This window comes from Sphingobium sp. L-44 (assembly GCF_056859495.1).
In genome coordinates, this window is record NZ_JBSXOQ010000088.1 from 17,479 (window position 1) to 37,378 (window position 19,900).

Here is a 19,900-nt window from a genome sequence, read left to right on the forward strand (position 1 = left end):
TGACCGCGCTCCATGGCCATGCCATGGCCACTCCAGACGCGGGTGTAGCTCAATGGTAGAGCAGCAGCTTCCCAAGCTGACGACGGGGGTTCGATTCCCCTCACCCGCTCCAGATATTCCCGAAAATCTCAAAAGCCCGCTGAAGGGCGAGAGCTGAGATATATCCGGCTCGCGCCTTAGCCATGACGGCCGCGCTTGACCATTGGGTGCATCTGCTCAATCCTGCGCCGGTGAGCGAAGCCATCGTCGATCCCGCCCCATCCCGTTCCGGTCCCTGCGTGGTGCTGCCGGCCCGCCCCGAAGCAATCCGGATCGATGCAGCGACGACGGCGCTGATCGTCGTCGACATGCAGAATGCCTATGCCAGCAAGGGCGGCTATGTCGACGAGGCCGGCTTCGACGTCGGCCCGGCGGCGGGGGTGATCCCCCGGATCGCGGAGGTGGTCGAGGTGGCGCGGGCCGCGGGCATGCCGGTGATCTTCCTGCGGAATGGCTGGGACAGCGGCTATGCCGAGGCAGGCACGCCGCTGTCGCCCAACTGGCACAAGTCCAATGCGCTCAAGACCATGCGGGCGCGGCCGGACCTGGCGGGCAAATTCCTGGCGCGCGGCGGATGGGACTATGAACTGGTGGAGGCGCTGGCGCCGCACGAGAGCGACCTGCGCGTCCACAAGCCGCGCTATTCCGCCTTCTTCAACTCGCAACTGGATAGCGTGCTGCGCGCGCGCGGCATCCGCACCCTGGTCTTTACCGGCATCGCCACCAATGTCTGCGTGGAATCGACCCTGCGCGACGGTTTCCATCTCGAATATTTCGGCGTGCTGCTGGAAGATGCGGTGCATCATCTGGGGCCGGACTTCATCCGCGAGGCAAGCCTCTACAATGTCGAAAAATTCTTCGGCTGGGTGAGCAATGTCGCCGATTTCCGCACCGCCGTCGGCCAGCTTCCGCCCAAGGAGATCTGATGCCTTTCGAACCGATCAATCCGCCCCAGTTCCCGACCCCGATCGCCCCTTATTCGGCGGGCGCAAGGGCCGGGAATACGGTTTATGTCTCGGGCGTGCTGGCGCTGGGCGAAGGCGGCACGGTGCTGCATGTCGGCGATGCCGCCGCGCAGACCCGCCATGTGCTGGACGTCATCAGGATCACGGTCGAGGCGGCCGGCGGCACCATGGCGGACATCGCCATGAACCATATCTTCCTCAAGGATCTGGACGATTACGCGGCCTTCAACGCCGTCTATGCCGAGTATTTTCCCGGCGACAAGCCGGCGCGCTACTGCATCAGGTGCGAGCTGGTGAAACCCGATTGCCTGGTCGAGATCGCCTCGGTCGCGCATCTTGGCTGAGGCCGCCGGCCTCTATTATGAAATCCACGGGCGGGCGGACGCTCCGCCGCTGATCCTGTCGAGCGGGCTCGGCGGATCGGCCAGCTATTGGGCGCCGAACATCCCGGCGCTTGCCGAGCATTTCCACGTCATCGCCTATGACCATCGCGGCACCGGCCGCAGCGATCGGACATTGCCGGAAACCACCTCGGTCGAGGATATGGCGGGCGACGTCATCGCCCTGATGGATGCGCTGGGCATCGGCAGCGCGCATTTCATCGGCCATGCGCTGGGCGGCGCGATCGGCATGGAACTGGCGATCGCCAACACACGGCTCGACAGCCTGATCGTCATCAACGGCTGGCGGACGCTGTCACCCCATACCCGCCGCTGCTTCGAAACGCGGCTGGCCCTGTTGCGCCATGCCGGTGTCGAGGCGTTCCTGCGGGCGCAACCGCTGTTCCTGTTCCCGCCGGACTGGATCGCGGCCCATGACGACGCGCTGAAGGCTGAACTGGCGCATCATCTCGCCACCTTCCCCGGCGCGGCCACGATGGAAAAGCGGATCGCCGCCGTGCAGGCCTATAGCCCGCACCTGCTCGACCTGACGGCGGTGGCCAAGGTGCTGGCTATCGCCACCCGCGACGATTTCCTCGTCCCTCATGCCAGCGCCCTCGATGTCGCGACGCCGATCGCATGGGCCAGGACCGCCAGCTTCGATTGGGGCGGCCACGCCTGCAACGTGACCGACCCGGATGCTTTCCATCGCCTCGTCCTCGAATTCCTCAGGAGTTGAAATTCATGCAGGTCGGCGTTTTCATCCCCATCAACAATAATGGCTGGCTGATCAGCGAGAACGCCCCGCAATATCTGCCGAGCTTCGACCTCAACAAGGAAATCGCCCAGCGCGCCGAAAAACATGGCCTCGATTTCCTGCTGTCGATGATCAAGCTGCGCGGTTTCGGCGGCAAGACGCAATTCTGGGAATATGGGCTGGAAAGCTTCACGCTGATGGCCGGCCTTGCGGCGGTCACGGACAGGATCAAGATCTTCGCCACCTGCCCCACGCTGATCATCCCGCCCGCCTTCGCCGCGCGCATGGCCAACACCATCGACTCCATCAGCCATGGCCGCTTCGGCCTCAACCTCATCACCGGCTGGCAGCCGCCCGAATATACGCAGATGGGGCTTTGGCCGGGCGACGAGCATTTCCGCAACCGCTATGATGTGCTCGACGAATATGCCCGCGTGCTGCGGGAATTGTGGGAGACCGGCCGATCGGACTTCAAGGGGCAATATTATCAGATGGACGACTGTCTGGTCCGCCCCCAGCCGCAGGCCGACATGAAGATCATCTGTGCCGGATCATCCGACGCGGGCCTGGCCTTCTCGGCCAAATGGGCGGACTATGCCTTTTGCCTGGGCAAGGGCGTCAACACGCCGACCGCCTTCGCCTTCAACAATGACCGCCTTGCGAAATTCACGGCGCAGACCGGCCGCGCCGTGTCGGTGTTCGTGCTGGTCATGGTGATCGCGGCCGAGACCGACGAGGAAGCCATGGCGAAATGGCAAAGCTATAATGACGGAGTCGATATCGAGGCGATCGCCTGGCTGGCCGATCAGGGCGCGAAGGACACCGTCAACACCGACACCAATGTGCGCCAGCTGGCCGCGCCCGAAGGGGCCGTGAACATCAATATGGGCACGCTGGTCGGCAGCTATGCCAGCGTGGCACGAATGCTGGACGAAATGGCGCAGGTGCCCAATACCGGCGGCGTGCTGCTGACCTTCGACGATTTCCTGGAAGGCGTGGAAGCGTTCGGCACGCGCATCCAGCCGCTGATGAAGAGCCGCGCCGAAAGCGCCCGACATTCCCGATCTTCCCACAGAAGTTAACCACCAAAGCCGTTGGCAGCCGGGACGCCGAGATGCACGCCTCCCCCTTTCCCACCACGGCAATTCCGCATAATTGTCCAAATCCCGCGCGCCCTGGCCACGACGCGGGCGCCATGTCCCTCTAGCTTGGCCCAAGGAGACGCCGACCCGCATGGCTGCGTCATGGCGGGAGGATCAACAGGGTGGCGAGCATGGATGCGCCGATCGTCGGCACATATCGCACCGTCCGCTTCCGCGCCGGGCCGGTCGATGCGATCGCGAGCGATGTCGATCTGCTGATCGTCGGCATGCCGGTCCTGTCCGCCACGAGCCGGATCGATCCTGGCGCCTGCGCGCTCGACGCCGCCCTGTCAGGCACCTTGTCGCAACTGCGCGCGGGCGGCCTGTTCGACGGCAGGTTCGGCGAGACGATGATCCTGTCCAGCCCGCCGCCGCCGGTGCGCTGCCGGTCGCTGATGATCGTGGGCATGGGGGAAATCGACGATCTGGATGCCGAACGGCTGGGCCGGCTGGCCGCCGTGGCGATGCGCGCGGCGCTCCGGCTCGACAGCTGTTCGATCGCCTGCCTGCTGCGGCTGCTCGATCCGGCGGCAACGAAGGTCGCGCAACGCGCCGCCGCCCGTGCGATGATGGCCGGCGTGCTGACGGCGCTGGACGCCTATCTCTCTCCCGGTCCCACTCCCGGCCGTTTCGCCGGCCTGAACTGGACCTTCGACCAGCCCGACAGCGCCGCCGACGTGCTGGGCACGATCATCGCACAATGGCCGGCCGCGCCGCGATGAGGCGCGACTATCGCATGGACTTGGGAAGCGGAACACGCCACTCTGGCGCGATGCAGCCCGGTCCGATCCACAGCCACGACATGCAGCCTGCGATCACCCCCATATCGATCCTGGTGGTGGACGATCATGCGCTGCTGCGTGAGGGCGTGCGGGCGATGCTGGCGACCCAGGCCGACATGCGGATCGTCGGCGAGGCGGACAATGGCCGGCGCGCGGTGGAGGAATATGCGCGGTTGCGCCCCGACATCGTGCTGATGGACCTGCAGATGGCGGAAATGCCGGGGCTCGACGCGATCGCCGCGATCCGGGCCGTCCATCCCGACGCCAGGATCATCGTGCTGACCACCTATTCGGGCGATGGCCGCGCGATCAAGGCGCTGCGCGCAGGGGCGATGGGCTATCTGCTCAAGGCCAGCCTGCGCAAGCAGCTGCTCGACGCGATCCGGTCCGTGCATCTGGGCGGCAAGCATCTCGACGCCACCGTCGCCACCGCGATCGCCCTGCATGTGCTGGAAGACCCGCTGACCGAACGCGAGATCGCGGTGCTTTCGCTGGCGGCCTGGGGCAACAGCAACAAGCAGGTCGCGGCGCGACTCGATATCAGCGAAGAGACGGTGAAGGGCCATATGAAGTCGATCTTCTCGAAGCTCGACGCGACCGATCGCACTCATGCGGTGACGCTGGCGATCAAGCGCGGACTGATCGACCTCTGACGACATGGCGCGCGAGCGCCCCCTTTGCATCGGAATGATCGCTAACATGTCAGCCTGATCCAAGATCGGGCGGCGACGGACAGCTATGATCGCGCGCGTCAGGCCAGTGACTGACCATTTCTATTTTTTAGAACAAGTCGGTGCATTTTATCTGGATAATTCGGATCAGAAACGCCGGCTAACACTATCTTCACAGCAGCGACGACTGCTCGAAACCAAGGAGCCGACCCATGACGATCACCGCCACGCCGACGCCGGGCAAGTCCCTCATCTCGCCGACCGACCATATTTTGGTCCTGATCGACTTCCAGTCGCAAATGGCCTTCGCCACCAAGTCGATCGCGCCGGAACTGCTGCGCAACAATGCCGCCCTCATCAGCCGCGCCGCCAAGTCGTTCGGCGTGTCGACCATCCTGACCACCGTGGCCGAAAAAAGCTTTTCGGGGCCGATGTTCAGCGAGATCACCGACGCCTTCCCTGGCCAGCCCCTGCTCGACCGCACCAGCATGAACACCTGGGAAGATGCCGCCGTGATCGAGGAAGTGAACCGCATCGGCAAGGAGCGGATCATCTTCGCCGGCCTGTGGACCAGCGTCTGCATCGTCGGCCCGGTCGCCTCCGCGATCGACCAGGGCTTCGACGTCTATTTCATCGCCGACGCCTGTGGCGACATCAGCGAGGAAGCGCATGAGCGCGCCGTGCAGCGCATGATCCAGCTCGGCGCCAAGCCGATGACCTCGCTCCAATATATGCTGGAACTGCAGCGCGACTGGGCGCGCACCGAAACCTATGAGTCCACCACCGGCATCGCCAAGGAATTTGGCGGCGCATACGGCCTGGGCATCAAATATGCGAAGGCCATGTTCGGCGCCTCCGAAGGCGGCCACTGACCTGCGCCAGGGGCCGGCGGTGCCTCCCCCTCTCCCCATGCACCGCCGGCCCCTTCCCCTCTCCCCTTTCCCCACCCGAGCAAAGGAAATCCCCATGAGCTTCGTGACCACGGATGACGGCGTCGACATCTTCTTCAAGGATTGGGGTCCAAAGGACGCCCAGCCCATCATGTTCCACCATGGCTGGCCGCTGTCGTCGGACGACTGGGACGCGCAGATGCTGTTCTTCCTGTCGAAGGGCTATCGCGTCGTCGCCCATGACCGTCGCGGCCATGGCCGCTCGGCCCAGGTGAGCGAAGGGCATGACATGGCCCATTATGCCGCCGACGCCGCCGGCGTCGCCCGCCATCTCGACCTCAGGAACGCCATCCATATCGGTCATTCGACCGGCGGCGGCGAAGTGGCCGCTTATGTCGCCCGCCATGGCCTGCCCGAAGGCCGCGTGGCCAAGGCCGTGCTGGTCAGTTCGGTGCCGCCGATCATGCTGAAGACCGACCGTTATCCCGGTGGCCTGCCCATGGACGTGTTCGACGGGCTGCGCGCCGGCCTCGCCGCCAACCGTGCGCAATTCTTCCACGATGTCGCCGCCGGCCCCTTCTACGGCTTCAACCGCGACGGCGCGGACGTGAAGCCGGCCGTCATCGACAATTGGTGGCGCCAGGGCATGATGGGCAGCGCCAAGGCCCATTATGAAGGCATCAAGGCCTTCTCCGAAACCGACCAGACCGACGATCTGACCGCGATCACCGTGCCGACCCTGGTGCTGCATGGCGATGACGACCAGGTCGTGCCCTACAAGAATGCCGGCGTGCTGCAGGCGCAGATCCTGCCTAATGCGACCCTCAAGATTTACGAGGGCTATTCGCACGGCATGCTGACGGTGAATGCCGACGTGCTGAACGCCGACATCCTCGCCTTCATCCAGGCCTGATCGCAGACGCAGGAGACCGGCGATGAAAGTCTATCTTCTCTCCCTCGGCGCCGGTCTCCTGGTCGGCATCGTCTATTCGCTGCTGGGGGTGCGCTCGCCCGCGCCCCCGGTGGTGGCCCTGATCGGCCTGCTGGGCATATTGGTCGGCGAACAGATCGTGCCGCTCGCCAGGCGCTGGGCTGATGCCCATGAACTGACCCGCTTCGTGCGCAACGAATGCCGCGACCATGTGCTGGGCACGCTCCCGAACAATCGGGCCGACAATCAAAAGGGCGACGCGTGATTACCCGCCGCGACGCCATGGCCGGGGTGGCCGCCTCCGCCCTTCTCGCTCCCTTTCCTGCTCAAGCCAAGGACCGCCCCATGACCGACACGATCATCGTCAATGCCAAGGTGACGACGCTGGACCGCGAAAATCCAGTGGCGCAGGCGGTCGCGATCCGCGACGGCAAGTTCCTGGCCGTTGGCAGCGAGGCGGAGGTGCGCGCCGCCGCGCCGGACGCAACGGTGATCGATGCCAAGGGCCATCGCCTGATCCCCGGCCTGATCGATAGCCATATGCACATCATTCGCGGCGGCCTGAATTTCAACATGGAACTGCGCTGGGATGGCGTGCCGACGCTGGCCGAGGCGATGGATATGCTTAAAAGCCAGGTCGCCCGTACCCCTACTCCGCAATGGGTGCGCGTGGTAGGCGGCTTCACCGAACATCAGTTCGCGGAAAAGCGCCTGCCGACCATCGCCGAACTGAATGCCGTCGCGCCCGACACGCCGGTCTTCATCCTGCACCTCTATGATCGCGCGCTGCTCAACGCCGCCGCGCTGCGCGTCGTGGGCTATACCAAGGACACGCCCAATCCGCCGGGCGGCGAGATCGTCCGCGACGCGGCCGGCAACCCGACCGGCCTGCTGCTGGCCCAGCCCAATGCGACCATCCTCTATTCGACCCTGGCCAAGGGGCCAAAGCTGCCGCAGGACTATCAGCTCAATTCGACCCGCCACTTCATGCGCGACGTCAATGCGCTGGGCGTCACCGGCGTGATCGACGCGGGCGGCGGCTTCCAGAATTATCCCGACGATTATGAGATCATCGAGAAGCTGCATCAGGACGATCAACTGACCGTCCGCATCAGCTATAATCTCTTCACCCAGAAGCCCAAGGAAGAACTGGCCGATTTCTCCGGTTGGGTGAAGCAGGTGACGCCGGGCCAGGGCGATGACAGCTATCGCCACAATGGCGCGGGCGAGATGCTGGTCTATTCCGCCGCCGACTTCGAGGATTTCCGCCAGCCCCGGCCGGACATGGCGCCCAGCATGGAGGGCGATCTGGAGCCGGTCATCCGCCTGCTGGCCGAGCATAAATGGCCCTGGCGCCTGCACGCCACCTATGACGAGACGATCGGCCGCGCGCTCGACGTCTATGAAAAGGTGAACCGGGATATCCCTTTGCAGGGCATCAACTGGTTCTTCGATCATGCCGAAACCATCAGCGACCGCAATATCGACCGGATCGCGGCGCTGGGCGGCGGCATCGCCGTGCAGCATCGGATGGCCTATCAGGGCGAATATTTCGTCGAACGCTATGGCGCGAAAGCCGCCGAGCGGACTCCGCCCATTTCCCGCATGATCGCAGCGGGCATCCCGGTCGGCGCCGGCACCGACGCCACCCGCGTCGCCAGCTATAACCCGTGGGTGTCTCTGTCGTGGCTGGTGACAGGCCGCACCGTCGGCGGCTTCGCCCTCTATCGCGGCGACAATCGCGTCAGCCGGGAAAAGGCGCTGGCGATGTGGACGCATGAGAATACATGGTTCTCCAACGAGATCGGCAAGAAGGGGCAGATCAAAGCCGGGCAGCTTGCCGACCTCGCCTTGCTGTCGGCCGACTATTTTGCGGTGCCGGAGGATCAGATCGTCCATATCCGATCGGTCCTGACCCTGCTCGGCGGCAAGGTGGTCCATGGCGAGGGCGATTATGCCCCGCTCGCGCCCGACCTGCCAAAGCCCATGCCCGACTGGTCGCCGGTCGCCACCTTCGGCGGCTATCACAAGACCCGTGAGGCGCGCGCGCAGCTGGCATCGGCCTGTGGCTGCCATTCGGCCTGCGGCGTCCATGGCCATGACCATGCCGCGGCGCTGGGCGCAGATGTGCCGGCCGCCGATGTCCAGACCTTCTGGGGATCGCTGGGCTGTGGCTGCTGGGCCGTCTGACGATAACCGCAAATCATTGTCATTCCCGCGCAAGCGGGAATCCATCTCGCAACCAAGCCCGACGGCGCAACGCCCGGAGATGGATCCCCGCCTTCGCGGGGATGACGAGAAAGACTTCCTGCCTGGAGATAGTCCATGAAGCGCTTCGCCTTCCTATTCGCCGCCGCCATCCTGATGCCTATGCCGGTCGCCATCGCAAAGCCCGCCGCCAGCGCCGATTATGCGGTCGGCCCGCAATATGACACGACCCATGTCTATGTGCCCGAAGGCCAGTTCGACGCCTTCGTCACCAGCTTCGTCGCGACCTTCGGCGGCAAGACGTCGAAACAGGGCGAGTTCCAGGTGACACCGACGCCCAGCCTGACCAAGTCGCAACTGGCACTGACCCCGGCCGGCACCGTCTCGGTCTTCGGCTTCAAGACGCCGATCCCCTATCCCTTCGGCGATGAACGCACCGGCTATCTGGTGAGCGACATGGACGGTGCCGTCACCTCCGCGCTCAAGCATGGCGCGGTGCGCCGCATCACTACCTTCCCCGACCCGATCGGCCGCGACGTGGTGGTGCAATGGGCTGGTGGCGTGAACATGCAGCTCTACTGGCACACCGCCAAGCCCAGCTATCCCGCGCTGACCACCGTGCCGGAAAACCGCATCTACCTGACCGCCGACGTCGCTGACCGGTTCATCAGGGACTGGACCGGCTTTGCCCATGGCAGGATCGTCTCCGACGATCGCGCCGCCAAGGGCGAGGAAATCGGCCAGCCCGGCAAGACCATCCGCCGCGTCGCCATCGAGAGCGGCTATGGCAAGATGACCCTCTTCGTCTCGGACGGCCAACTCCCCTGGCCCTATGGCCGCGACATGACCGGTTATGAGGTCGCCGACATGGACGCCACGCTGGCCAAAGCGAAGACCGCCGGCGTCGAAACATTGGTCGCGCCGCAGAGCGTTGCCGGTCGCCAGAGCGCGATCCTGCGCTTCCCCGGCGGCTATATCGCTGAAGTTCATGCGCCCGAGGCCAAGTAGGATGCGCGCCGACCGCGATCCCCGCTTCGTTGACGCGATCCTCGATTGGAAGCCAACCTGGTTCATCGCCCGGCTGCTGCTGGTCGGCGCCTATCTGCTGGGCGGCATCGTCAAGCTGACGGACTGGCCGGCGGCGGTTGCCGAGCAGGCGCATTTCGGCATGAACCCGCCAGCGCTCTGGGCCGCGCTCACCATCGCGATCGAACTGATCGGGCCGATCCTGATCCTGACCGGCCGCATGGCCTGGCTGGGCGCGGGGATGCTGGGCGTCTTCACCCTGCTGGCCGCCTTCACCGCCAACGCCTTCTGGACGATGCCGATGGGGCAGGAGCGGTTCATGGCCACCAATGCTTTTTTCGAGCATCTGGGTCTGATCGGCGGCTTCATCCTGGCGGCGCTGGTCGCCGAACAGGCGCAGCGCCGTGTGTAAAAAATCAGTCTGCCTTGCCCTCTCGCTCTGCGCTTGCCCGCCGCTGGCCGCGCAGACGCGGGAGGCCTGGCAGGCGCCGACCCTGTCGATCACCCGCTATGACGAGGATTGGTCGGATCTGGCGGACGCTCAAAAGCGCAACCATCACTGGACGGGGCAGTTCAAATATATCCCGCTGGGCGCCGATGTCTGGCTGTCCACCGGCGTCGAGCTGCGGCTGCGCAACGAAAATTATGCCGACAATCTCTGGGGCGGGGCTGATGCGCCCGACGACAGCTATTTATGGGCGCGCGCCATGCCATATGCCGACCTGCATGTCGGCGCGCCGGATCGGCTCCATGCCCGTGCCTTTGTCCAGCCGATCATCAGCCATGCGGTCGGTGTTGCGCCCTCGGCCAGCCCGATCGACCAGAGCCGGCTCGACCTGCTCCAGGGCTTTGCCGAAGTCGGTGCCGGCCCCGTCACCCTGCGCGCCGGGCGCCAGATGGTTTCACTCGGCACCGAAAGGCTGGTCGGCACCCGCTATGGCCCCAACACCCCGCTGGCGTTCGACGGCGTGCGCGGCAGCCTGTCCCTGGGCGAAGGCCGCGCGCTCGACCTGTTCCTGCTCAACCCGGTCCAGCCCGGCCCCGCCAGTTTCGACGATCGCACGTCCGACACCCGCAGGCTGTGGGGCGCCTATGCGACGCTGCCGGATCTCGACCTCTATTATCTGGGCTATCGCAACCGCGCCGCACGCTTCGGCGGGCTGACCGGGCGGGAGGAGCGCCACAGTCTCGGCCTTCGTTCGCATGGCGCGCGGGGCGACTGGCACTGGAATATCGAGGGCGTCTATCAGTTCGGCCATTATGACCGGCAGCGCATTGCCGCCTGGACGATCGGCACCGAAGTCGGTCGCACCCTGCCCCACCTGCCGCTGTCGCCCGACGCCACCTTGCGCTTCAACATCGTGAGCGGCGATCGTGACAGCGAAGATGACAGGCTGGGCACGTTCAACGCGCTCTTCCCCAAGGGCAAATATTTCGGCGAACTCTCGCCCGTCGGACCGACCAACATCGTCAGCCTCAATCCCCGGATCAGCGCGCCGCTGGGCGACGGCTTTTCCGCCAGCGTCGCCGGCATGGCCTATTGGCGATACGCCCGCCATGACGGCGTCTACGACATTCCCGGCAACCTGATCCGTGGCCCCGGCGACAGCCGCGCCCGCTTCATCGGCAAGGAGGTGGAGGCGACGTTGGCCTGGCAGGCGACGGCGGAGCTGGAACTGTCAACTTCGCTGTCCTTCTTCGCACCGGGCGCCTTCATCCGTGAGACCGGCCCGGCCCAGACCATCGCCATGACCGGCCTTGAGGCCAATTTCCGTTTCTAGATCCTGTGAGGAGCATCATCATGCCGCCAGCGTCCCAAAGCGCATCCCCCCTGCCCGGCCTGCTGTTGCTGCTGTCGGCAACCACCGGCCTGGTCGACGCGGTCAGCGTGCTGGGCCTGGGCAAGGTGTTCACCGCCAACATGACCGGCAATGTCGTGTTCCTGGGCTTCGCCGCGGCGCAGACGCCGGGCTTCAGGGTGGCGCCCTATCTGGTCGCGCTGCTGACCTTCTTCATCGGCGCGCTGATCGCCGGCCGGGTCGGCCAGGGCTTGGGCAAACGCCCGCTGCGCCACTGGCTGACGGTCGCCGCGCTGATCGAAGCGGCATTGCTGTGGATCGCGGCGATCGTCGCGCTGAACTTCCATATGCCCACGCTCCAGCCCGCCGCCGGCCTGTTCGCCATCATCAGCCTGACCGCGATCGCGATGGGCTTTCGCAACGCCACCATCCGGCAGTTGAAGGTGCCCGACCTTACCACCACCGTGCTGACCCTGACCGTCACCGGGATTGCGGCGGATTCCAGCCTGGCGGGCGGCGCCAATCCCAATCTTGGCCGGCGGATCGCGGCGATCGTCGCCATCTTCGCGGGCGCGGCGGCCGGCGCGCTGATGGTGGTGCATATGGGGCTGGCGCTGCCGCTGCTGGTATCGGGCGCGATCGTGCTGGTCGGCACCCTGCTCTGCGTCCGCCACCCGGCGGCCGCCCTGCCCCACGGGGGCTGAAGATCAGGGCAGCGCGACCCGCGCGAACCGCCGGTCGGGCACGAACCAGAGCGCGACGACCAGCACATAGAGTGCGACCGCCAGCCAGCGGCTGACGAAGCTCAGGGGAATGGCCGCGCCATAAATGGCCAGCGTTCCCCAGCCCTTCCAGTCCATACCGAGCGCGCGGGCGAGCCTGGAGCCTGCGCCATTGCAGGCGATGATCGCCCGTTCGGTCAGGAAATAGCCGATCGCCGCCGCGCCCAACACCATGCCATAGGCCGCCGTCGCTCCGGTCGACCAGGCGCTCTCGTCCAGCCAGCGGATGACGAAGGGGACCAGGCTGAGCCAGAAGAGCAGGAAGAGATTGGCCCACAGCACCCGCCCGTCGATGCGCGGGTTGAGCTGGAACAGATGATGGTGATTGTTCCAGTAGAGGCCGACATTCACGAAGCTGAGCAGATAGGCGATCAGCAGCGGCAGGCATTGCGCGAGATCGGCGAGCGATCCCCCGCTCGGCACCTTCAGTTCCAGCACCATGATGGTGATGATGATCGCGATCACCCCGTCGGTGAACGCCTCCAGCCTTTTGCTGTTCATGCCTGTGCCGCCAATGGCGATCCCTGCCAGGTCCGGCGCCAGGACAGCGGCGTGGTGCCGACCAGCCGCTTGAACAGCCGGGTCAGGTGCGCCTGGTCGGTCAGGCCGCAGGCGCTGGCGATGTCCGACAGGCTGTGGCCGGTTTCCAGCATCAGCCGCTGTGCCCGGCGGATGCGCTGGCGGATGACATAGGCATGCGGCGTTTCGCCCATGCTGACCTTGAACGCGCGGCAGAAATGACCGGGACTCAGGCTCGCCACCAGCGCCAGTTCCTCCGTCACCAGCGTGCGGCCCAGCCGCGTCTCGACATAGGCGGTCACCTTGCGCAATTGCCAGCCGGCCAGCCCGCCGGTCGGCGGTGGGCAATGGCTGTCGGGACGCCGGGCCAGCATAGCGACGCCCTCGTCCGCATCCGTGCCCTGCCGCAGCAGGTCGCGCAGTTGATCGAGGCACAGGTCCGCCCGGTTGGGGTCGCGATGCAGCAGCATCTGCGCCCGCGTCAGCAGGTCCAGAAGCGGCGCGGCGTCGAGCCGGTGCGGCAGGTTGGGGCGCGTGTTGAGACTGGCGATATCCGGCATGGCGGGAATGATGCGGCGGCGTCACGATTTCCCAAAGCCCGGATGGAGGGGGCGAGCGTCCCTCTAACGGGGGGCTTGTATCGCATCGGCCCGCGGCGCTACGGCTGTCGGTTCCTCCCGCCCCAAGGCCCCCATGTCGCGACCGAGCAGAAGATCATGAAGCGCCGGGCGATCATCACGGCGATCGCGGCCATGCTGATGGCCCAGCCGGGGCAGGCGCTGGACCCGAGCCAGTCGATCGGCCAGTTGCGCCACAGCCGCTGGACGCTGAAGGACGGGGCGCCGGGCAATGTCCGTGCGCTGGTGCAGGGCAAGGACGGCTATCTGTGGCTGGGATCTTCGACCGGCCTCTACCGCTTTGACGGCATCCGGTTCGAGCGCATCTTGGCCGATCGCGACGACCCGCGCCGATCCTTGCAGGTCACCGCCCTGCTGGCGGCGCGCAATGGCGACATCTGGGTCGGCCATGATTTCGGCGGCATCGCCCGCTATCGCGACGGCCATCTGCGCGATGCCAATCCCTGGCCGGCGCAGGGCGGCGTCGCCGGCATCGTGGAGGCGCGCGACGGATCGATCTGGGTCGCGGCCGAAGCGCGCGGCAAGATGCTGCTATCGCGTTACCAAAATGGCCGCTGGCGCCGCTATGGCGCGCAGCAAGGCGTGACCGACGGCATGATGGGGCCGTTGCTGGCCGCGTCGGACGGCAGCCTCTACCTCGCCTTGCCGCCGCACCTGCTGCGGCTGGCGCCCGGTGCCGCCCGCTTCGCCCCGCTGGCGATGCAGGTCGCCCCCTTCGCCGCGCTGGACGAGGACAGGGCGGGCCGGATCTGGCTGGCGGACGACAGCGGCATCCGGCCGATTTCCGGCGGGCAGGCCGCGGCCCGGCTCGATCCCGTCAACACCCCCTATGTCACCCGCCATATCCATGTCGATCGCCAGGGCACAGCCTGGATCACCGGCCAGAATGGTGGCCTGGCGCGGCTTCCTGCGGGCGGCGACAAGGTCGAGATCGCGGCCGGACACATGCCGCTGTCGCTCGCCGCGCTGGAGGACCGGGAAGGCAATATCTGGGTCGGCACCGAGACCGGGGTGGAACGCTATGCCGCCGCCAGCCTGATCGGCGCGGGCGAGGAGGCGCTGGTGACCGGCTTCGTCGCGCCGGCGCGATCGGCCCATATCTTCTATGCCGGTATCGGCGGCGTCTACCGCGTCGGGCCGGGCCAGCGCCAGCCCCGGCTGATCTTCCCGCGGGCCGACATTGGCGTGCTGTGCGGCGACGACCGGCAATTGCTGGCGATCAGCCTGGAAGGCGCCTTCTTGCTCGACCTGGACGACCGCGGCGATGTCCGCCGCACGACGTCGGTCGAAGGGCCGCTGTCGGTCAGTTGCGCACGCGACGATCGCGGACAGTTCTGGACCGGGATGGGCCGGCTCTACCGGCTGGACGGCGGGCGGCTGGTGCCGGCGAGCGGCGCGGCGGGGCAGCCGGGCGGCACCATCACCCTGTTGCGCGCCGATGGGCATGGCGGCCTGATCGCCGGGCGCAGCCGGCGCGGGCTGCTGCGCATTCGCGATGGCGAAGAGACGGCGCTGCTGCCCGCCGGGACCAGCCCGATCGGGTCGATCCTGACGTTGCGCGCGGATGGCGAAAGCTGGCTAATCGGCGGGATGAAGGGGCTGGCGCGCCTGAAGGGTGGCCGGTTGCAGTCATTGGGCGAACGCACCCATCCCTATCTGGCCGGGATTACCGGCATCGCCCGCACCGCCGATGGCTGGACCTGGATCAACGGTGCAACCGGTATCGTGCGGATGCGCAGCGATGCGCTGGACAAGGGCCTTGCCCAGCCCGATCGCCCCATCCCCTATCAGCGGGTCGGCCAGGAAGCCGATTATCGGGCGCGATCCAACCTGTTCGAGGCGAACGACATCGCCCTCGATCGCGACGGCCAGCTCTGGTTCGCCACCGACCAGGGCCTGGCCTGGAGCGATCCCGCCCGGCTGGCCCGCAATGGCGTGCCGCCGCCCGTGGCGATCCGGTCGCTGCGGGTCGATGGCAAGGCCTATCCGCTGGCCGCGGGCCACATCGCCCTGCCCGCCCATAGCGGCCGGGTGCAGATCGACTATAGCGCCCTCAGCCTGACCGATGCGGCGCAGAACCGTTTCCGCTATCGGCTGGAGGGCAGCGGCACCGGCTGGTTCGATGCCGGGACGGAGCGGCAGGCGCTCTATACCAATCTGGCGCCCGGCCAATATCGCTTCCATGTGATAGCGGCCAACAATGACGGGGTATGGAACAGGCAGGGCGCGGCGCTCGCGTTCGAGATCGCTCCTGCCTTCTACCAGACGCGCTGGTTCCGCATCCTGTGCGTCAGCCTGATCCTGCTGGCCGGCTGGCTGCTCTACCGCCGGCGCCTGCACGTCGTGACCGAACGGGCACGCAGCCGGGTCGAGGCGCAGTTGACCGAGCGCGAACGGATCGCACGGGAACTGCACGACACGCTGTTGCAGGGGTTCCAGGGGCTGATGCTGCGCTTCCAGGCGGTGGTCGAGTTGCTGCCGCGCGGCGAAAGCGCCCGCACCGAGCTGGAAGGTGCGCTCGACCGGGCCGAGGATGTGCTGGTCGACAGTCGCGAGCGGGTCCATTCGCTGCGACAGGCATTGCAGCCGGTGGCGATGGCGGTCCGTCTGCGCGCGCTGTTGGACGAGATGGTCGGCGACCGGCTGGACTGGCGCGTCGAGGAGGCTGGCACCGTGCGGCTGGTCTGCGCCCCGGTCGCCGACGAGATGATGCGGATCGCGCGCGAGGCGATCAGCAACAGCCTGCGCCATGCGGCGGCGCGGACCATCATCGTCGAGCTGCATCATGGCACCGACCGGCTGTCGCTGGCGATCATCGACGATGGCATCGGCCTGTCCGCAGCGGTGCTGGCGGCCGGATCGCGCGAAGGCCATTATGGCATGGTCGGCATGCGCGAACGGGCGCAACGGATGGATGGCGCGGTGGAGATCATCTCCACCACCAGGACCGGCACGACCATCCGCGTGACCGTGCCGGCCCGTGTCGCCTATCTGTGAGCGTCAGGCGGTGGCGGCACGCGGCGCGCCGCTGCGGCGGCTGAGCAGCAGCGCAATCAGCCCGAGGCTGGACGCAGCGGCCCCGGCGATCGCGACGAACGGCAGGCTCAACCCAGCGGCAATCACCGCGCCCCCCAGCGCCGCGCCGATCGCATTGCCCAGGTTGAAGGCGCCGATGTTCATCGAGGACGCCAGATTGGGCGCATCGGCCGCGGCGCTCATCACCCGCACCTGCAGCGGCGGCACCAGCGCGAAGCTGGCAATGCCCCACAGGAAGATCAGCACCGCCGTCGGCCCGGCAAAGGGCATGGCAAAGGCGAAGGCGATGAGGATCGCCGTCAGCGCAGCGAGCGTCACGATCAGCGTCCTGTCCACCGACCGGTCGGCAAAGCGCCCGCCCAGCCAGTTGCCGATGGTGAGGCCCACGCCATAGAGGACCAGCATCGCCGTCACGAAGCCGATCGAGCCATGGGTCTGATCGCGCAGGATCGGCGTGATATAGGTGAAGACGGTGAACATCGCGCTGGCGCCGACCACGGTAAGGCCGAGCGCGGCCAGCACCGGCCCGCGCATCAGCACGCGCAGTTCGGACCGTGCATCGCCCTCGGTCGGGGCCGGCATGTCGGGCAGGGTCAGGCGCAATGCCGCGATGGTGAGGACGCCCAGCGCCGCGATGCCCCAGAAGGCCGCACGCCAGCCCATGACTTCACCCGCCCAGGTCGCCAGCGGCACGCCGACGACATTGGCGATGGTCAGCCCCATGAACATGGCGGCGACCGCGCCCGCCTGCCGCTGGGGCGGGACCAGGCTGGCGGCGACGATCGATCCGACGCCGAAGAAGGCGCCATGGTTGAGCGAGGTGATGATGCGCGCGAACAGCAGCATCGCATAGCTGCTGGAGAGCGCCGCGATCAGATTGCCGATGGTGAAGATGGCGGCGAGGCCGATCAGCAGGGTGCGGCGCGGCAAGCGGCCGGTGGTCAGCGTCATCAGCGGCGCGCCCAGCATGACGCCGATCGCATAGGCGCTGATAAGCAGGCCGGCGGCGGGGATGGAGACGCCAAGATCGGTGGCGATGACGGGCAACAGGCCCATCGGCGCAAATTCGGTGACGCCGATGCCGAAGGCACCGGCCGCCAGCGCGAGCAGCGGTGGATTGATCTTCATGATGCTCCTCCCGTCAGACAAGCGGCGGGTTCAGCCGGGCGAAACCGGCCTGTTGGTGATAGGGGGCGTGGGGATAGGCCGGCATCTGGTAGCTGGCCCGGTCGAGCCGGGCGACCTGATCGGCGGTCAGCGACCAGCCGACCGCACCCAGATTCTGGCGCAACTGTTCCTCGTTGCGGGCGCCGATGATGACCGACGACACGGTCGGCCGCTGCAACAGCCAGTTGAGCGCGACCTGCGGCACCGTCTTGCCGGTTTCCGCCGCGATCTCGTCCAGCGCGTCGACCACGCGATAGAGATGCTCCTCCTCCACCGGCGGCGCGAAGGCGGCGGTCTGGTGCAGGCGGCTGCCCTCCGGGATCGGGCTGCTGCGCCGGATCTTGCCGGTCAGGCGGCCCCAGCCGAGCGGGCTCCACACCAGTGCGCCCACGCCCTGGTCGGCGGCAAGCGGCATCAGATCGGCCTCATAGGCGCGGCCGATCAGCGAATAATAGACCTGGTGGGCGACGAAGCGCGGCCAGCCATGGCGATCCGCCACGTCCAGCGCCTTCATCAACTGCCAGCCGGGATAGTTGGACACGCCGACATGGCGCAGCTTGCCGGCACGGACCAATTGGTCGAGCGTCGCCAGCAATTCCTCGACCGGGGTCGACGCGTCGAAGGCGTGAAGTTGCAGCAGGTCGATATGATCGGTGCCAAGGCGCCGGAGCGCGGCTTCCACGCCGCCGATCAGCCGGTCGCGCGATACGCCCCAGTCATTGGGACCATCGCCGGTCGGCAGGCCGAGCTTGGTCGAGATCAGAAGCTGATCGCGCCGTCCCCTGATCGCCGCGCCCAGCACCTCTTCGGACGCGCCGTTCGAATAGACGTCGGCAGTGTCGAACAGGGTGATGCCGGCTTCGAGGCAGATGTCGAGCAGCCGGCGCGCCTCCTGCGCGTCGCTGTTGCCCCAGGCGCCGAACAGGGGCCCTGAGCCGCCGAAGGTGCCGGTGCCGAAACTGAGCGCCGGCACGCGCAGGCCTGACGCCCCCAATTGCCGATATTCCATCGTCATCCCTTTCCATTCCGTGATGGACGCATAAATGGAAGGCAGGACTCCCCGCGTTTAGAGGGCCGCAAGGCGAAGGATCTTTGCAATGGATGAAAAGATACCCTTTCATGCCGATCGGGCGCGGGCGCTGGAAACCTTTGCCACCGTGGTGGCCGAGGGCAGTTTTTCGGCCGCCGGGCGATTGCTGGGCCTCACCCCTTCCGCCGTCAGCCGCGCGGTCGACCGGATCGAGGATCGGCTGGGGGTGCGGCTATTGCTGCGCTCCACCCGCGCGCTGACGCTGACGGCGGAGGGGCAGGCCTATCTGGCCAGCGCGCGCCGCATCCTGGCCGACCTGGACGAGGCGGAACAGACGATCGCCGATCGCGGCGCGCCGCGCGGGCGGCTGCGGGTCAGCGCCGCCCATTCCCATGGCCGGCTGTGCATCGTGCCGCTGCTCGGCGAATTTGCCCAGCTCTATCCGCACATATTGGTCGACATCAGCCTGAGCGACCGGCTGGTCGACATTGCCGGCGGGCAAGCCGATGTCGCGATCCGCTTCGGGCCGCTGGCCGACAGCCCGCTGACCGCCCGCAAGCTGGGCGAGAATGGCCGCGTCATCGTCGCCTCCCCCGCCTATCTCGCCCGGCATGGCACGCCGGTCGTACCGGAGGATCTGCACGATCATAATTGCCTGAACTTCAATTTTCGCCGCGCCGAACCGGTCTGGCCCTTCCGCAAGGACGGGCGCGACTATGCGCTGAGCGTGCGCGGCACGATCGAGGCGAATAATGGCGAAACGCTGGGGCAGTTGGCGGCCGATGGCGTCGGCATCACGCGGGTCGGCCGGTTCAGCGTCCAGCCGGAACTGGCATCGGGCGACCTGGTGCCGTTACTGGAAGACTATAATCCCGGCGATATCGAGACGATCCATGCCGTGTTCCTGGGCGGCACCAATGTGCCGGCACGGCTGCGCGTATTCGTGGACTTCCTGGCGGAACGGCTGACGCGGCCCGCACCGGCGGCCTGAGCCGGGCGACGCCTATATATCCCCGCGGCGGACCAGTTTCCGGCTGATCCGGGTCGGTGCCAGATGGCGGCAGAGCGCATCCAGTGCCGCCGTCATATAAGCTGCGCATCACTGTCATGCGCGCTTCATACTCCCCTCCTACCCGAG

At 66.7% G+C, this 19,900-nt stretch carries 20 protein-coding genes and 1 tRNA gene; 17 read left to right on the forward strand and 4 right to left on the reverse strand.

The genetic code is table 11. The features are described from left to right. Positions 1-38: 38 nt before the first annotated feature. From AC13EK_RS11445 to AC13EK_RS11515, 15 genes are all read left to right on the forward strand, one after another. Positions 39-112 (forward strand) — tRNA-Gly (locus AC13EK_RS11445). Between the two features lie 70 nt (positions 113-182). Next, entirely contained in the window at positions 183-965 is a 783-nt protein-coding gene (gene rutB / locus AC13EK_RS11450; RefSeq protein ID WP_069338309.1) for a pyrimidine utilization protein B, read from the forward strand. Next, the gene (rutC, locus tag AC13EK_RS11455; RefSeq protein WP_069338308.1) at positions 965-1,348 is read left to right on the forward strand and encodes a pyrimidine utilization protein C; all 384 of its coding nucleotides are present in this window, start codon (positions 965-967) and stop codon (positions 1,346-1,348) included. Before rutB ends, rutC begins: the two co-directional genes overlap by 1 nt. Next, complete coding sequence (gene rutD / locus AC13EK_RS11460) at positions 1,341-2,123, forward strand: pyrimidine utilization protein D (protein ID WP_069338307.1); 783 nt, start codon at positions 1,341-1,343, stop codon at positions 2,121-2,123. The genes rutC and rutD overlap by 8 nt, the downstream gene beginning before the upstream one ends. A 5-nt stretch (positions 2,124-2,128) precedes the next feature. Next, complete coding sequence (gene rutA, locus AC13EK_RS11465; RefSeq protein WP_069338306.1) at positions 2,129-3,223, forward strand: pyrimidine utilization protein A; 1,095 nt, start codon at positions 2,129-2,131, stop codon at positions 3,221-3,223. A 191-nt stretch (positions 3,224-3,414) separates the two neighbouring features. Further along, complete coding sequence (locus AC13EK_RS11470) at positions 3,415-4,005, forward strand: M17 family peptidase N-terminal domain-containing protein (RefSeq protein WP_069338305.1); 591 nt, start codon at positions 3,415-3,417, stop codon at positions 4,003-4,005. A 50-nt stretch (positions 4,006-4,055) separates the two neighbouring features. Beyond that, the gene (locus AC13EK_RS11475; protein ID WP_069338310.1) at positions 4,056-4,718 is read left to right on the forward strand and encodes a response regulator; all 663 of its coding nucleotides are present in this window, start codon (positions 4,056-4,058) and stop codon (positions 4,716-4,718) included. Positions 4,719-4,948: 230 nt separating this feature from the next. Further along, positions 4,949-5,608: a hydrolase gene (locus AC13EK_RS11480; RefSeq protein ID WP_037512509.1), complete on the forward strand. Its 660-nt coding sequence runs from the start codon at positions 4,949-4,951 to the stop codon at positions 5,606-5,608. Between the two features lie 94 nt (positions 5,609-5,702). Continuing rightward, positions 5,703-6,539 (forward strand): alpha/beta fold hydrolase, encoded by an 837-nt coding sequence (locus tag AC13EK_RS11485; RefSeq protein WP_069336478.1) that lies wholly within the window; start codon positions 5,703-5,705, stop codon positions 6,537-6,539. Positions 6,540-6,561: 22 nt separating this feature from the next. Beyond that, a complete protein-coding gene (locus tag AC13EK_RS11490) occupies positions 6,562-6,822 on the forward strand; it encodes a XapX domain-containing protein (RefSeq protein WP_069336477.1) in 261 nt (86 codons plus the stop codon). An 80-nt stretch (positions 6,823-6,902) separates the two neighbouring features. Beyond that, positions 6,903-8,747, forward strand: a complete 1,845-nt coding sequence (locus AC13EK_RS11495) for an amidohydrolase (RefSeq protein WP_483022204.1) — start codon at positions 6,903-6,905, stop codon at positions 8,745-8,747. Between the two features lie 135 nt (positions 8,748-8,882). Further along, positions 8,883-9,773 (forward strand): VOC family protein, encoded by an 891-nt coding sequence (locus AC13EK_RS11500; protein WP_069336475.1) that lies wholly within the window; start codon positions 8,883-8,885, stop codon positions 9,771-9,773. Position 9,774: 1 nt separating this feature from the next. Further along, positions 9,775-10,203 (forward strand): DoxX family protein, encoded by a 429-nt coding sequence (locus tag AC13EK_RS11505; protein ID WP_004212559.1) that lies wholly within the window; start codon positions 9,775-9,777, stop codon positions 10,201-10,203. Beyond that, positions 10,196-11,572, forward strand: coding sequence for an alginate export family protein (locus AC13EK_RS11510; protein WP_069336474.1), 1,377 nt, complete (start codon positions 10,196-10,198; stop codon positions 11,570-11,572). The genes AC13EK_RS11505 and AC13EK_RS11510 overlap by 8 nt, the downstream gene beginning before the upstream one ends. A 20-nt stretch (positions 11,573-11,592) precedes the next feature. After that, entirely contained in the window at positions 11,593-12,294 is a 702-nt protein-coding gene (locus AC13EK_RS11515; RefSeq protein ID WP_069336473.1) for a YoaK family protein, read from the forward strand. A 3-nt stretch (positions 12,295-12,297) separates the two neighbouring features. On the opposite strand, the gene AC13EK_RS11520 is transcribed toward AC13EK_RS11515, so the two are convergent. After that, positions 12,298-12,873 (reverse strand): TMEM175 family protein, encoded by a 576-nt coding sequence (locus AC13EK_RS11520; RefSeq protein ID WP_069336472.1) that lies wholly within the window; start codon positions 12,871-12,873, stop codon positions 12,298-12,300. After that, on the reverse strand, positions 12,870-13,451 hold the full coding sequence (locus AC13EK_RS11525) for a helix-turn-helix domain-containing protein (RefSeq protein WP_069336471.1): 582 nt from the start codon (positions 13,449-13,451) through the stop codon (positions 12,870-12,872). The genes AC13EK_RS11520 and AC13EK_RS11525 overlap by 4 nt, the downstream gene beginning before the upstream one ends. Before the next feature lie 156 nt (positions 13,452-13,607). On the opposite strand from AC13EK_RS11525, the gene AC13EK_RS11530 reads away from it, so the two are divergent. Next, positions 13,608-16,526, forward strand: coding sequence for a ligand-binding sensor domain-containing protein (locus AC13EK_RS11530; protein WP_234792135.1), 2,919 nt, complete (start codon positions 13,608-13,610; stop codon positions 16,524-16,526). A gap of 3 nt (positions 16,527-16,529) precedes the next feature. On the opposite strand, the gene AC13EK_RS11535 is transcribed toward AC13EK_RS11530, so the two are convergent. Continuing rightward, positions 16,530-17,693, reverse strand: coding sequence for an MFS transporter (locus tag AC13EK_RS11535; protein ID WP_069336469.1), 1,164 nt, complete (start codon positions 17,691-17,693; stop codon positions 16,530-16,532). A gap of 13 nt (positions 17,694-17,706) precedes the next feature. Continuing rightward, complete coding sequence (locus AC13EK_RS11540; RefSeq protein ID WP_069336484.1) at positions 17,707-18,741, reverse strand: aldo/keto reductase; 1,035 nt, start codon at positions 18,739-18,741, stop codon at positions 17,707-17,709. An 88-nt stretch (positions 18,742-18,829) separates the two neighbouring features. On the opposite strand from AC13EK_RS11540, the gene AC13EK_RS11545 reads away from it, so the two are divergent. Continuing rightward, positions 18,830-19,753, forward strand: a complete 924-nt coding sequence (locus AC13EK_RS11545; protein WP_069336468.1) for a LysR family transcriptional regulator — start codon at positions 18,830-18,832, stop codon at positions 19,751-19,753. Positions 19,754-19,900: the final 147 nt, after the last annotated feature.